The organism is Acinetobacter sp. MB5 (assembly GCF_003261585.1).
Taxonomy (GTDB): Bacteria; Pseudomonadota; Gammaproteobacteria; order Pseudomonadales; family Moraxellaceae; genus Acinetobacter.
In genome coordinates, this window is sequence record NZ_POVU01000018.1 from 1 (window position 1) to 13,654 (window position 13,654).

Consider the following 13,654-nt stretch of genomic DNA (forward strand, 5'->3'; position numbering starts at 1 on the left):
TAACGCAGCCAACTGTGTGCACTGTAAAACCTGTGATATTAAAGATCCGTCACAGAACATTACTTGGGTTGCACCTGAAGGTGGTGGTGGGCCAAATTATCCAAATATGTAATTTAAAAATCCCTGATTCATCAGGGATTTTTTATTTTATAACACGATACAATCAATGAACGCTGATGCATTAAAGTAATGCTTGTTGCTTTAAATAAGTCGACAATTCATCCAATTGCCGCTCATATTGCGCCATCTTCCACTCTGGAAAATATTGCACTAATACATCAATTAACTGCTCCGATGACTGTAAGCTCTGACTTAATTGTTCAATCAAAATCGCCCACACCGTCGAAATGACACGGACTTGCACTTGATCTTCCCGATCTCGCCAGACCAGAATTGCACTCGGCTGGACTTGGCAATCTGCTACTGACATTCCCGCCTGCCACTGATACACAGGATATTGATAGACCAGCACCCAAACTGGTGTAATGAGCTGCCATGACAGGTTGTTTTCCAAGATCATTTCAGGCAGTTCAATGGTATCGAGATACAACTCTAACCATTCATATTGCAACAGTTCAGCAAACCACGGATATTGTTCCAACATAGCTGATTGATGCTGCTCAATATAGTCTCGAAACTGTTGGGAAATATCATTATAAAAAGGTGACTGACATTGTTCTTCTTTAAAAAAGTCGTTGATCAGTTGCGTCCATGTCTCACTAGGCAATAGACTTTGCGCAATCGGATACACCCGATCAATAAAACTGCGAACATTATTCAATAAATGCGCCCGATACAATTGCAAACGTTCAGGCTGTACCTGTGGCATTGCAGCATAATCTGCTTGGCGAATAGCGTGGCAAAATTGCTGCTGAATCTTTTGAAAATCCTGTTCAGTCGACATGGTGTTGTTCCTGTCGCTGAATCCGTTGGATCTGTTGTAATTCTTGTTGTAATACCGACCATGCTGGCAAATTAAAATCGCGTTCTAATAAGGTAGGACGAACACCCATGTGCTGATAGGTATATCTCAATAAATCCCAAACAGGATCAACAATTGCTACACCATGGGTATCGATCAACAAATCTGGACTTGCCTGTTCATGCCCTGCAATATGCAAATATCTCACGCGCTCCGTAGGCATGGCACGAATAAAGGCTTGTGCATCTGATCCATGATTGATGCTGTTGACATAGACATTATTCACATCAAGCAACAATTCACAGTCAGCCGCTTCAAGTACGCCCACCACAAACTCTGCTTCGGTCATTTCAGCAGCAGGCATGGCATAGGTGGAGACATTCTCAATGACTAAACGTTGTCCGAGCTGGTCTTGGACTTTTAAAATGCGCTCAGCCACATAACGTACCGCAGCTTCAGTCATCGGAATAGGCAGTAAATCATACAGATAGCCACCATCGTGGGTATAACTTAAATGCTCTGAATACAGCAAAGCCTGATGCTGTTTCAGAAATTGCTTAATTTGCCTAATAAATTCAAGATCGAGTGGATGTGGCCCACCAATCGACAAGGACAGTCCGTGACAAATCAGCGGTGCACGTTCGACGCAAGTGGCAAACTGCTTGGCATGGCGACCACCAAAGCCCATCCAGTTTTCAGGAGCAACTTCGATAAAATCAGGCACCTGTTCTGCCTGCAAAAAATCGCCAATCAGTTCACGCCTTAAGCCCAACCCTACGCCTGTCAATTCGTGCATGGCTCGCCTCAGATCAGCAAAGAATAAGAAGCCGATGGTTCAGTCACATTCAGCTTCTTTTTTATAGCACTTAGTTGCTACCACATGAGCCATCGCCCGCTTTATGGTTACCACAAGACGCATCAGCAGCTTTTTTAGGTGCAGTTGTTTTTTTCACTTGCGTTTTGCTGCCTTGAATATTGCTGTTTGGAGCTGGTTGATTCTCAGCATGAACTGCTGTACCTGTTACCGACAATGCAAGCAATGCAGCTACAGAAGTCATGCTATGTAATTTGTTCATCATACTTTCCTTTGGGAGATCAAAAACGTGTATCAAAAATAAATAAGGGTAAGATTCCTCCACCCTAAAAGCATCAGCCAATACAATCATGACGATTTAAAGCCGCATAAGTATGTATGCGACAGATTAAATGTGACTTAACCTCATTGAGCAAAGCTGTATATTGCTTTAACTCAAATGGGCAGCTTCTGGTTTAGCCTTTTTTCACCAAATAGTGATATTCCTTTTTCTGATGCTCATCGAGTTGCTCTTCTTGCAACAAAAGTTCATGTCCCAAATGCATACAGAATTTCGGAATATCCCACGAAGTCGATGGATCTGTGGCAAACACCTCAACCACCTCGCCAGACTTGGCTTTACGAATCGCCTGATGCAACATCATGACAGGCTCAGGGCAACGCAGCCCACGGGTATTGAGTTGAATTGCAGGGGTAACAGGAACGTCAGACATAACAAACCCAAGATAAAAAATCGGCATTATTTTAGCATAAAGCACAATCTTCCCGAATTTTTCTCAATTCGTTGTATTGTCGTTGCAAGATTCGGTTTATTAGATGCATCTCGTTTTTTTCTTCGGTATGATTGAAATCCATTTAGTCATAAAAACACCTGCTTTAGGAACAATCATGCACGAGGAATCAAGCCCATCGTGGGGGATGCGAGGCTTAAGAAAATGGTTAGGCACAGCGCCTGAAACCCGAGATGAATTATTAAAACTTGTCCAAGATTCTCGCCGTTTTTTAGAACCCGATACAGTGGCAATGCTTGAAGGCGTACTGGACTTGCCAGCGACCAAAATTCGCGAAGTCATGACACCACGCACCGCCATGATTAGCTTGCAAGAAGATGAGGAACTTCTCGATATTTTGCATATCCTGATTGATTCAGCACATTCTCGTTTTCCCGTCTTTTCAAATAACCAGCCTGAAAATGTGGTCGGAATTTTACTGGCTAAAGACTTGCTCCCCTTTTTGATTGACCCAAAAGCGAAGCTCGACATTCGTGCAATCATGCGTCAGCCTGTCTTTGTGCCTGAAAGTGCCCGTTCTGACCAAGTCTTGCGTATGCTCAAAAATACCCAGACTCATATTGCAATTGTGATTGATGAGCATGGCGCAACATCAGGTTTGGTGACTTTAGAAGATATTCTTGAAGAAATTGTGGGGGAAATCGAGGACGAACATGACACGGCAGATGAAGAAGCCAGTTATATTGTACCCGATCCAAAACATCAAACTGCCAATGCGTGGCTTGTTCAGGCACTCACGCCGATTGAGTACTTTAATACTGTGCTTGATGCTAACTTTTCCGATGATGAAGTTGAAACTGTTGGTGGCTTACTGCTACAGGAACTTGGACTGGTCAATGACTTACAAGGTCAGGTGATTGAGCTCAACCAATGGCAATTTACCATTTTAGAAGCCGATGCCCGTACTATTCATTTGATTCAGGCTGTTCGTCAATGAGTCAATTCTCAAACAAAAAACCCAATCAAAAAAATGCATCAAACCTTCCACTTTGGCTGATCAGTGCGATTGCACTGATTGCAGGTGGAATCTTTAGTCTGGCGCTTGCACCCTATTATTACTGGTGGCTGGCACTGATTAGCCCTGCAATTTTATATGCCTGCTTGCAACAACGCTCTGCCCCGCAAGCCATGCTGATTGGCTGGTGCTATGGTGTCGGATTATGGTTTGTCGGTGCATTCTGGTTATACACTTCGATTCATGAATACGGCGATACCAGTGCTGCGGTCAGCGTGCTACTGATTGCGATTATGGCCAGCATCATGGCGCTGTTTAGTGCGCTACAGGCTTGGGTTTATCGCCGCTTTTTCCCAGAAACCCCACTGACTTTTGCTCCGATCTGGATTTTGTTTGAATGGGCAAAAACATGGGTATTTACAGGTTTCCCGTGGTTATTTGTCGGTTATGCCTTCACTGAACGCGTGCTCGATCAATACGCGCCTTTATTTGGTGTGTTTGGGGTGTCATTTGTTGCAGTGACCATTGCCTGTGGTTTGGTTGAAATCATTCGTAGAAAATGGTTTTGGGCTGTACCGATTGCGGTACTGCTTGTCGGTGCTTGGGCCGCATCTTTTGCGGTCTTTGTGCAACCTAAAGCGGCAAAACCCTTACGTGTTTCTTTGGTTCAGGGCAACATTCCTCAAGACCTGAAATGGCTCACGACTTATCAAGATCGAACCTTGCAAATCTATCATGACCTGAGTGCGCCCGAATGGGGACAAGACTTGGTGGTTTGGCCAGAATCCTCGATTCCAATGCCACAAACGGCCATTGAACCCTTTTTAAACGACATTACCCAGCAAGCACTTGCCAAACATTCGGCATGGGTCACAGGGATTCCCTACTACGATGAAGCGGGTTCAATCAAAGCGAAAAAACCGTTGTTTTATAATGCACTCATGGCATCTGGCGACCATACATCGGGGCTTTACCAAAAACAACGTCTTGTGCCATTTGGGGAATATGTTCCATTGGCAGGTTTGTTAAAATGGGTTTTACCTTCATTACAAAATGATGCCAGTGCGGGTGGCTTTACCGCTGGCCCAGCAGGACAACAACCGCTGTCTGTAAAAGGACACAATCTCGGTGCTGCGATTTGTTATGAAGTGGCGTATCCGAATCTGACTCGCCTGAATGCGGAACATAGTGACTTTATGATCACGGTTTCCAATGATGCATGGTTTACAGGAACTGCTGGCCCTTGGCAGCATTTGCAAATGGTACAAATGCGCGCCAAGGAAAATGGCCGTTGGTTTATTCGTGCGACCAATACTGGTGTGACCGCATTTATTAATGCTCAAGGCCATATTGTAGAACAAGCGCCGCTCGACAAAGCATTTGTCTTACGTGGTGAGTTACCCGCTTATACAGGGCAAACGCTATATAACCGTTTAGGCAATTATCCTATTCTGATTTGGTGTGTGCTGCTGTTATTGGTCAGCTTACGTTATCGCCCACGGCAAATAAATGTGTCGTATAAATCACGTCGTTAAGATCAATAAACATGTTGGTTGCTTCGAGCAGCCAACATGTTAATACTGAAAATTCACCACCAAATAGCTCACCACACCTGCCAAAAATAACATTGGCACATGCTGATAGACCTTGATCATCAATTTTTCAATGGAATTACGCTCTAGCGTCATAGATGAATTTAAGATCTGCAGTGCCGCAATAAATCCCAAACTGACGCAGGCTGAAAATAGACTCAGTGCAAAGAACCCCAATACGATCTGGCTTTCGGCATCACTGACATGCCATAAAATATCGGCAATCTGTTGTGCAGGTAATAAACCCGCAATTAAACAACTGGCTTTGAGCATTTTCCAATGCAATTCATGAATTTCACTATTTAAGAATAAGGTTTTCATGTTTTATCCCTTCCGACAAAAACATTGTCTTTTGCATTATGCGAATTTTTAAAAATAAGAAACAGCCTGATTTATCTTCATCTTAGGAGTTTCTTGTAACTATCATTCTTGAGAATTATTCTTGTTCTAAATTAAGATGTTAAATCATTCTTAGTTTATGCTTTTCGAGCCTTTTTGGCATTTTTTTAAGCCTAGACTTGTCAACACTCAAATAAATCTTGCATAGTGCTGTCAAATTCAAAATAAGTGATCTCTATGCCTTTACCGTTTCGGATTCGAGTTGCCATTCCTGTTCATTTATATGACTGCTTTGACTACACGCTAACGGAAGCTCAATATCAGCAGGCTGCGCTTGGCGCGCGCGTCTATGTGCCGTTTGGGGCGCGGCATTGTGTCGGGATTATTGTCGAGAAACTCAGTCCCGATGAGCCACTTGACCCACGGTTTGAATTAAAAGGCATTCTCAATTTACTTGATCAGCACAGTTTGCTTGATCCGATCTGCCTTAAGCTGATGCACTGGGTGGCATCGTATTATCATTTTCCACTTGGTGAAGTGTTGCCTGTGGCCTTTCCAACCTTGCTACGTCAGGGTAAATCCAATGATTTATTGGCAAAAGTCTGGGTACTGAATCCTGATCTTCAGGAGGTCAATTTAAATAGAGCACCACGCCAACAAGATGCCTATAAAATCCTAAAACTCTCTCCACATGGCACACCACAACATATTTTAAATGCCAATGATGTTGAAAATTCCACCCTTGAAGCTTTAGCAAAAAAAGGCATTATTCGAGCGGAATATCATCAACAAAATATGCAGCCCGAAGCTGTGCAACTGGCACAACTGCCCCTCAAAGCCAACCCTGATCAGAGCAAAGCCATTCAAAGCATTTTAAAGGCACAAGATCAGTTTCAGGCCTTTTTACTTGATGGGATTACGGGCAGCGGTAAAACCGAAGTCTATCTGCAAGTCATGTATGAAGTCCTGAAACAAGGTAAACAGGTTTTAGTGCTTGTCCCTGAAATTGGGCTGACTCCACAAACCATCAGCCGCTTCCAGTCACGTTTTCACTGTCATACCGTGATGCTGCATTCGGGTCTGAGTGACACGCAGCGTTTACAGGCATGGCAACAGGCGCAAACGGGACGTGCTTCAATTATTTTAGGAACACGTTCCGCGATTTTCACCCCACTGCCAAATTTGGGCTTGATCATTTTAGATGAAGAACATGATCTGTCGTTTAAACAGCAAGATGGCTTCCGCTACCATACCCGCGAAGTGGCACTGTATCGGGCGCATGTGCAACGTTGCCCAATTATTTTAGGTTCAGCCACACCAAGTATTGAAAGCTATGCACTGGTTCAGCAAGGCAAGCTTACCCATTTGCAGCTCAACCAACGCGCAGGACATGCGGTGCTGCCTAAAATGCATGTGCTGGATCTGAAAATTGCGCAAAAACAGCATGGACTGAGTCAGCAGCTCATTGAGCAAATTCGACAGCGTCTCGACAAACAGCAGCAAGTGCTGATCTTTCTCAATCGGCGTGGTTATGCGCCTGTGCTGCTCTGTGAACAATGTGCTTGGCAAGCCAACTGCCCACATTGTGACGCGCACTTTACCTTGCATACCAAACCCTATCAGCACTTACATTGCCATCATTGTGGTTTGATTCAACGTCTGCCCGATCACTGCCCTGCCTGTAACCATGACAGTTTAAAACCGATTGGTTTGGGCACTGTCAAAATTGAAGAAGCCTTGCAAGAACTGTTTCCAGACTATCCCGTGTTACGGGTGGATCGGGACAGTACCAGTCGTGTGGGAAGCTGGCAGAAAATTTATGATCAAATCCAAGAAAATAAACCGCTGATTTTACTCGGCACACAAATGCTAGCCAAAGGACATCATTTCCCTTATGTCAGTTTGGTGGCACTACTCGATATTGATGCAGGCTTACTCAGTGTAGATTTTCGCGCCACAGAACGCACTGCCCAATTGATTATTCAGGTCGCAGGACGTGCAGGACGAGGGGAACATAAAGGTGATGTGCTGATTCAAACTTTACGTCCTGAGCATCCTTTATTTCAAATGTTACTGGAAAAGGACTATCGTTACTTTGCCCAACACACGCTCAAAGAACGGCAACTGGCGCAGTTTCCGCCATTTCGTTACAGCATGCTGGTGCGTAGCCAAGCCCGAAATGCCACAGAAAACCTAGAGTTCCTGACGACAATTGCTGCCCAACTGCGTCAGCTTGCAGGCAATAGCATTGAAATCTGGGGGCCAATTCCCGCCCCGATGGAACGTAAGGCAGGTCGACATCAGGCACATTTATTTTTACAGGCTTCCGATCGGGTACAACTGCACATGCATGTCAACACATGGTGGGCCAATGTCATGCAGCAGCAACCTCGTGGCTTTAGACTATCGCTGGATGTTGACCCGCAAGAAATGAACTAACACAACTACGACCATTGCTTGAAATATTGATGTTTATAATCTATAGATCAATGAGATAAAGAGCACCATTGCTCAACGTGGTTTTGGGTGAGGGTTCTGTGCTTGCTATTTAAGGCTGATTCATGTCACTACTTTTGCAAATCACAATTTTTCTGGGTGCCGCCTTAATTCTGGTACCTTTGGGGAAACGCTTTGGTCTGGCCACCGTACTGGGCTATTTGTTCACGGGCATTATTTTAGGGCCGAGCGTCTTTAATATTGCCAGTGATGCCGATGCCATTATGAACATGGCTGAGTTTGGCGTGATTTTGCTGATGTTCCTGATCGGGCTGGAGCTGCGCCCACAGCGTTTATGGCAGTTACGCGAATCGATCTTTGCCATGGGCAGCCTGCAAGTCTTTGCCACAGGCTTACTGATTATGCCGATTCTGTACTTTGCCCTGCATTTGTCGGTTGCCAGTAGCTTTGTAATAGGCTTTGCTCTCGCACTCTCTTCAACCGCCTTTGTGCTGCAACTCCTCACAGAAAAACAGCAACTGAATACCACCTACGGGCAAAAAGCCTTTTCGGTGTTGTTATTTCAAGATATTGCCGCGATTCCCTTACTGGCGACCATTCCAATTTTGGCAGGCAACCAGTCGACACATCACGGGATCGCCTACTTCGCTGCGATTATTGCCACCTTTAGCGGCCTGTTTTTATTTAGCCGTTTTGTGATGCGTCCATTTTTCCGCTTTGTGGCAAAAAGTGGCGCCAGCGAACTGATTACTGCGGTGGCGCTGTTTATTGTGCTTTCTGTGGTTCTGCTGATGCAAACCCTTGGAATTAGTGTCACGCTTGGCGCATTTTTAACAGGCGTGCTGTTAGCCGACTCTGAGTTTCGGCATGAACTTGAAGCCAGTATCGCGCCATTTAAAGGGCTGTTACTCGGTCTGTTTTTTATGACCGTGGGCATGACCACACAACTGTCTTTGCTACAAACCATGCCCGAAGTCATTATCGGGGGTGCGGTGGCATTATTGCTAATTAAAGCCTGCATCATGACCCTGATCGGGCGTTTTTATCACAACAGTTGGAAAAACAGTTTATTACTCGGAACCTGCTTGGCTCAAGGCGGAGAATTCGCTTTTGTGGTACTGACCGCTGCACAAGATTCAGGCGTACTGGGCAATCATTTACTGGAACCTGTCAGTCTAATTGTGACGTTATCGATGACCTTAACCCCGTTATTGTTCTGGGTGGTGAGTCGCTGGATTGCGCCACGTTTTGACCGTCAGGAACAGCCCGCTTATGACGACATTCCCAACCAGAACAATCCGATGATTATTGCGGGATTTGGTCGTTTTGGACAAATCATTGCGCGGATTGCACGTCTGCAACATATTCCCTTCACCGCAATTGACCATAGCCTGCAACAGGTTGATTTCGTCAGAAAGTATGGCAGTACGCTGTACTATGGCGATGTCACCCAACCTGAGATCTTGCGCTCGGCAGGCATCGAAAATGCCAAAATCTTTATTCTGGCAATTGATGATGTGGAAGATTCACTGAATGTCGCTCGGCATATTACCCTGAATTATCCCAACATTACCTTACTGGCACGGGCACGCGACCGCCATCATGTCCACTTACTGCGTGATTTGGGCGTGAATTTTATTTGGCGGGAAACCTATTTATCTTCGCTCGGGATGGCCTATCGCGCCTTACGTGAACTGGGAATTGATGACGCTACGGCCTATCAGAAAATTGAAGTGTTTCGAGATTGTGATGAAAAGTTACTTCTGGAACAGCAAAATATTTATAATGATGAACAGAAAATTTTTGAAACGCATCGTAATGCCCTAGCAGAGCTTGAGCACCTGTTTGAGAGCGATGCCTTTGTTGAGAAAAAGAACCAAGATGTCAATTTGCGCCGTGGTTTAGATCAGCAACGCATCAATGTGACGCGAGATGAGTCTGAGTAACTTGTGTTTTAGAAGATCATCTCCATTAAGACAGGGTCTTGGAGAAATATATGTCTAATTTACGTCAACGTTTTTATATTGAAAACTGCCCTGTTCGCGGCGAAGTGGTTCATCTTGAAGAAGCACTGCATACCATTTTGCAAAAGCGTGACTACCCACAAGCCGTACAGATTTTATTGGGTGAAATGCTCAGCGCGACAGCGTTGCTTGCTAGCACCTTAAAAATCAAAGGTCGTATCAGCCTGCAAATTCAGGCACAAGGCACGTTTAAATGGGCGATGGCAGAATGTAATCACTTGGGTGAAGTTCGTGCTTTAGCTGACTTTGAACAAGACCCGCGTTTTGAGCAGGCAACCGACAGCAGCACGGTATTGGCAGCACTCAGCCAACCTGTTTTGTTTATCAATATTGAGCCTGAATTTGGTGAGCGCTATCAAGGGATTGTGCCTTTAGACCAACCAACTTTGGCTGGCTGTTTGATGCAGTACTATGATTTATCTGCACAAATTCCAACGCGTATTGTTTTGGCAAGTACAGAAAAACGTACAGGTGGTTTATTGATTCAGCTCCTTCCACGTAACAGCGAAGAAGAACAGCAATTTGTCGATGAAGACCTGTGGCCACGTCTGATTATGCTGACCCAAACGCTGAAAACCGAAGAACTGACCGATCTTAGCGCCAACGAAATTCTCTATCGTTTATACAACGAAGAAGATGTGCGTTTGCCTGAAGTTGAACAGCTTCAGTTTGGCTGCACCTGCTCGAAAGATAAGTGTGCCAATGCTCTGATTCAGATTGGTATTTCGGCTGTGAAAGAGACGCTTGAATTCCAAAATCCAATCGAGATGGACTGCCAATTCTGCAATCATAAATATTTATTTACGGCTGAAGAAGCATTGGGCTTGTTTGGCGAGCATTTAAGTTAAATCTTAAAAAAGATGAATTGAAGTCAGACTTCAATTCATCTGAACGCAAAAAATCAGGTCACAGGTGCAGGGTTAAACACCGCCAATGAGTTGTGAATACCCCACTTGTCTGACCATGTTTGTTTTTCCCCACTGGCGACGGCCAAAATCAGTTCAAACAATTCCCAGCCAACTTGTTCAATACTTTTCTTCCCAATCGCGATATCCCCTGCACTAATATCAATCAGGTCTGACCAACGATTGGCAATGTTGTTACGGCTCGCCATTTTAATCACAGGCACAGCCGCTAAACCATACGGCGTTCCGCGCCCAGTGGTAAACACCTGAACCGTAATCCCCGATGCCATTTGCTGCGTACCACAAATAAAATCACTCGATGGCGTTGCCGCAAAGATCAGCCCTTTTTTGCTTGGCTTTTGCCCAGGGGAAAGTACTTCCACAATCGCTGAAGTGCCTGATTTGGCAATTGATCCCATGGCTTTTTCCACGATGTTATTCAGACCACCTTTTTTATTGCCTGGTGTGGTGTTGGCGCTTCGATCTACACGTCCTGCCGCCAAATAATCATCGTACCACTGCATTTCACGAATCAGATCTTTGGCCACCTGTTCATCGGCTGCACGTGGTGTCAGTAAATGAATCCCATCTCGTACTTCAGTGACTTCCGAGAACATTACCGTACCACCACAACGCACAATCAAATCGGCAGCAAAACCAACTGCGGGATTCGAGGTCACTCCTGAAAAGGCATCGCTCCCACCGCACTGCATACCGACCACTAAATGCTCAGCCGAAACTGTTTCACGTTGGCGCTGATTCAGTTTTTGCAAATGAATTTCAGCCACTGCCAAAATATGATCAATCATGTCCTGAAAGCCCAAATGCCGTTCATCTTGCAAACGTACAATGTCTGCATCGGCAACTGGAATCCGTTTACTGTTGGCATCGACTTCATTTAACAGACGTTCAGGCTGTAATTTTTCACAGCCCAGACTCACCACCATCACTTCTCCACCAAAGTTTGGATTCAGTGCAAGGTTGTGAATGGTGCGAATCGGCACGACTGCCGCAGGTGCATCAATTGCAACGCCACAACCATATAAATGGTTTAAACCCACCACACCATCGACATTCGGGTATTTTGGCAGGACTTCGCGTTCAATGATTTTCACCACATAATCCACAATGCCTTCAACACAGTTCACACTGGTGGTGATTGCCAGCAGGTTTTTGGTTCCCACGCTGCCATCGGCATTTTTATAACCTTGAAACGTATAACCTGTCAGCGACTCAAGTTTCGGCGCTGGACGGGTTGCCATTTCCAGTTCATTCAGATTTGGCGGTGTCGGCATGCGAGTGACGGCTTCATTGACCCAACGCCCTTGCGGTAAGTCTTCATTGGCATAGCCAATAATTTCCCCATAACGAATGATGGGATCATCAAGTTTTAAATGACTTAAAGTGACTTTATGACCTTGCGGGATATCATCCACCAAAGTGATCTGATGTTCCTCGATATAAGTGCCTTTGGGCAATCCACCATCATTGACCACAATAGCCACATTGTCCTGAGCGTGAATTTGAATTAAGAGTGGTCTTTGCATGTTTATTCCCTAATAGCAATCCAACACGAAATCATCCCGAACGTGTATGAAGCAGATTGTGCCGTACTTCAGTGAGCCAACACCAGCTGTTTCATGTGTGAATGATTTTAACTGATATGACATCTTATGTTTTTTTGCATTTTTTCTGCAAGTCATTTTTATATCCGACTTACAAAAATCTCAAATTCACGCGGTCATCAGATCAATACAACAGGGCAAATAAAAATAATTTAAATAAAAAATATGATTATTTATAAATAACTTAAAATCATATTTTCATTTTTATCCTGCTCCGTATTTAAAAAGCACTTGGATGAAGAAAATTTATATTATAAGATGTCTGACATCTACCCTAATCTAGACACAAATACGGAGTACTGCACATGGATGCTTTGGAGTTAAAAAATATTATTTCTGATGGTTTATTGTCTTTCCCTGTCACCGATTTCGATGCACAAGGCGACTTTGACCAGCAATCTTATATCAAGCGCTTAGAATGGCTTGCACCTTATGGCGCGAGCGCCCTGTTTGCTGCAGGCGGTACAGGCGAATTTTTCTCATTGACCAACAATGAATACAGCCAAGTGATCAAAACTGCGGTCGATACTTGCCGTGGTGAAGTACCGATTATTGCAGGTGCTGGTGGCCCAACACGCCAAGCAATTGCGTATGCACAAGAAGCTGAACGTTTAGGTGCACACGGTATTTTGCTTATGCCACATTACTTGACTGAAGCAAGTCAGGAAGGCTTGATCGAACATGTCAAACAAGTCTGTGATTCTGTTGACTTTGGCGTAATTTTCTATAACCGCAGCGTGTCTAAACTTTCTGTTGAGTCATTGCAGAAACTCACTGAAATGTGTCCAAACCTTGTGGGCTTTAAAGATGGTTTAGGTCAAATCGACACCATTACTTCAGTCACACATGCTTTGGGTGATCGTTTGGCGTATTTGGGTGGTTTACCAACGGCTGAAATTTTTGCAGCGCCGTATAAAGCTTTGGGTGTGCCAGTTTATTCATCAGCAGTATTTAACTTTATTCCAAAAACTGCGATGGAATTCTTCCATGCAATTCGTAGTGAAGACCACGCGACTGTCAACCGTTTACTGGATGATTTCTTCCTGCCTTACATTAAAATCCGTGACCGTAAACAAGGTTATGCCGTGAGTATTGTCAAAGCGGGCGCGAAAATTGTCGGTCACGATGCAGGCCCAGTTCGTCCACCACTCAGCGATTTGGATGCAACAGAAATGCAAATGTTGGCTGAACTGATTGAAAAATTAGGTCCACAATAATTTAACGAGGTTA

Annotated in this window: 13 protein-coding genes; 7 read left to right on the forward strand and 6 right to left on the reverse strand. The window is 44.6% G+C overall.

What is annotated here, in order from left to right:
- Positions 1–112, forward strand: a 112-nt coding sequence (locus C1A47_RS14765; protein ID WP_162625960.1) for a 4Fe-4S dicluster domain-containing protein, incomplete at its 5' end; no start/stop codon positions are given.
- A gap of 69 nt (positions 113–181) precedes the next feature.
- Here the strand turns inward: C1A47_RS14765 and C1A47_RS14770 are convergent.
- The 4 genes from C1A47_RS14770 to tusA all read right to left on the reverse strand — a co-directional run bounded on the left by C1A47_RS14770 (position 182) and on the right by tusA (position 2,449).
- Positions 182–904, reverse strand: a complete 723-nt coding sequence (locus C1A47_RS14770; RefSeq protein ID WP_111895788.1) for a DUF2063 domain-containing protein — start codon at positions 902–904, stop codon at positions 182–184.
- Complete coding sequence (locus C1A47_RS14775; protein ID WP_111895789.1) at positions 894–1,718, reverse strand: DUF692 domain-containing protein; 825 nt, start codon at positions 1,716–1,718, stop codon at positions 894–896. The genes C1A47_RS14770 and C1A47_RS14775 overlap by 11 nt, the downstream gene beginning before the upstream one ends.
- A 70-nt stretch (positions 1,719–1,788) precedes the next feature.
- On the reverse strand, positions 1,789–1,998 hold the full coding sequence (locus C1A47_RS14780) for a hypothetical protein (protein ID WP_111895790.1): 210 nt from the start codon (positions 1,996–1,998) through the stop codon (positions 1,789–1,791).
- A 193-nt stretch (positions 1,999–2,191) separates the two neighbouring features.
- Positions 2,192–2,449 (reverse strand): sulfurtransferase TusA, encoded by a 258-nt coding sequence (tusA, locus tag C1A47_RS14785; protein WP_111895827.1) that lies wholly within the window; start codon positions 2,447–2,449, stop codon positions 2,192–2,194.
- Positions 2,450–2,624: 175 nt separating this feature from the next.
- On the opposite strand from tusA, the gene C1A47_RS14790 reads away from it, so the two are divergent.
- A complete protein-coding gene (locus tag C1A47_RS14790) occupies positions 2,625–3,464 on the forward strand; it encodes a CBS domain-containing protein (protein ID WP_111895791.1) in 840 nt (279 codons plus the stop codon).
- Positions 3,461–5,017, forward strand: a complete 1,557-nt coding sequence (gene lnt / locus C1A47_RS14795; protein WP_111895792.1) for an apolipoprotein N-acyltransferase — start codon at positions 3,461–3,463, stop codon at positions 5,015–5,017. Before C1A47_RS14790 ends, lnt begins: the two co-directional genes overlap by 4 nt.
- A 39-nt stretch (positions 5,018–5,056) precedes the next feature.
- Here lnt and C1A47_RS14800 read toward each other — a convergent pair whose 3' ends face one another.
- On the reverse strand, positions 5,057–5,395 hold the full coding sequence (locus C1A47_RS14800) for a hypothetical protein (protein ID WP_111895793.1): 339 nt from the start codon (positions 5,393–5,395) through the stop codon (positions 5,057–5,059).
- 255 nt (positions 5,396–5,650) lie between these two features.
- Between C1A47_RS14800 and C1A47_RS14805 the strand changes: the two genes are divergently transcribed.
- The 3 genes from C1A47_RS14805 to C1A47_RS14815 all read left to right on the forward strand — a co-directional run bounded on the left by C1A47_RS14805 (position 5,651) and on the right by C1A47_RS14815 (position 10,742).
- A complete protein-coding gene (locus C1A47_RS14805; protein ID WP_111895794.1) occupies positions 5,651–7,852 on the forward strand; it encodes a primosomal protein N' in 2,202 nt (733 codons plus the stop codon).
- Positions 7,853–7,974: 122 nt separating this feature from the next.
- Entirely contained in the window at positions 7,975–9,816 is a 1,842-nt protein-coding gene (locus C1A47_RS14810; RefSeq protein WP_111895795.1) for a monovalent cation:proton antiporter-2 (CPA2) family protein, read from the forward strand.
- Positions 9,817–9,866: 50 nt separating this feature from the next.
- Positions 9,867–10,742, forward strand: a complete 876-nt coding sequence (locus C1A47_RS14815; protein ID WP_111895796.1) for an Hsp33 family molecular chaperone HslO — start codon at positions 9,867–9,869, stop codon at positions 10,740–10,742.
- A 53-nt stretch (positions 10,743–10,795) separates the two neighbouring features.
- Here C1A47_RS14815 and garD read toward each other — a convergent pair whose 3' ends face one another.
- Positions 10,796–12,346: a galactarate dehydratase gene (gene garD, locus C1A47_RS14820; protein ID WP_111895797.1), complete on the reverse strand. Its 1,551-nt coding sequence runs from the start codon at positions 12,344–12,346 to the stop codon at positions 10,796–10,798.
- Between the two features lie 383 nt (positions 12,347–12,729).
- Between garD and kdgD the strand changes: the two genes are divergently transcribed.
- On the forward strand, positions 12,730–13,641 hold the full coding sequence (kdgD, locus tag C1A47_RS14825; RefSeq protein WP_111895798.1) for a 5-dehydro-4-deoxyglucarate dehydratase: 912 nt from the start codon (positions 12,730–12,732) through the stop codon (positions 13,639–13,641).
- Positions 13,642–13,654: the final 13 nt, after the last annotated feature.

Excerpts from the sequence above, each read along its gene's own strand:
- garD (WP_111895797.1), bottom strand. The coding sequence starts at position 12,346 with ATGCAAAGACCACTCTTAATTCAAATTCACGCTCAGGACAATGTGGCT.
- C1A47_RS14790 (WP_111895791.1), top strand. The coding sequence starts at position 2,625 with ATGCACGAGGAATCAAGCCCATCGTGGGGGATGCGAGGCTTAAGAAAA.
- C1A47_RS14815 (WP_111895796.1), top strand. The coding sequence starts at position 9,867 with ATGTCTAATTTACGTCAACGTTTTTATATTGAAAACTGCCCTGTTCGC.
- C1A47_RS14780 (WP_111895790.1), bottom strand. The coding sequence starts at position 1,998 with ATGAACAAATTACATAGCATGACTTCTGTAGCTGCATTGCTTGCATTG.
- C1A47_RS14805 (WP_111895794.1), top strand. The coding sequence starts at position 5,651 with ATGCCTTTACCGTTTCGGATTCGAGTTGCCATTCCTGTTCATTTATAT.
- C1A47_RS14775 (WP_111895789.1), bottom strand. The coding sequence starts at position 1,718 with ATGCACGAATTGACAGGCGTAGGGTTGGGCTTAAGGCGTGAACTGATT.
- C1A47_RS14770 (WP_111895788.1), bottom strand. The coding sequence starts at position 904 with ATGTCGACTGAACAGGATTTTCAAAAGATTCAGCAGCAATTTTGCCAC.
- C1A47_RS14800 (WP_111895793.1), bottom strand. The coding sequence starts at position 5,395 with ATGAAAACCTTATTCTTAAATAGTGAAATTCATGAATTGCATTGGAAA.
- kdgD (WP_111895798.1), top strand. The coding sequence starts at position 12,730 with ATGGATGCTTTGGAGTTAAAAAATATTATTTCTGATGGTTTATTGTCT.
- tusA (WP_111895827.1), bottom strand. The coding sequence starts at position 2,449 with ATGTCTGACGTTCCTGTTACCCCTGCAATTCAACTCAATACCCGTGGG.
- lnt (WP_111895792.1), top strand. The coding sequence starts at position 3,461 with ATGAGTCAATTCTCAAACAAAAAACCCAATCAAAAAAATGCATCAAAC.
- C1A47_RS14810 (WP_111895795.1), top strand. The coding sequence starts at position 7,975 with ATGTCACTACTTTTGCAAATCACAATTTTTCTGGGTGCCGCCTTAATT.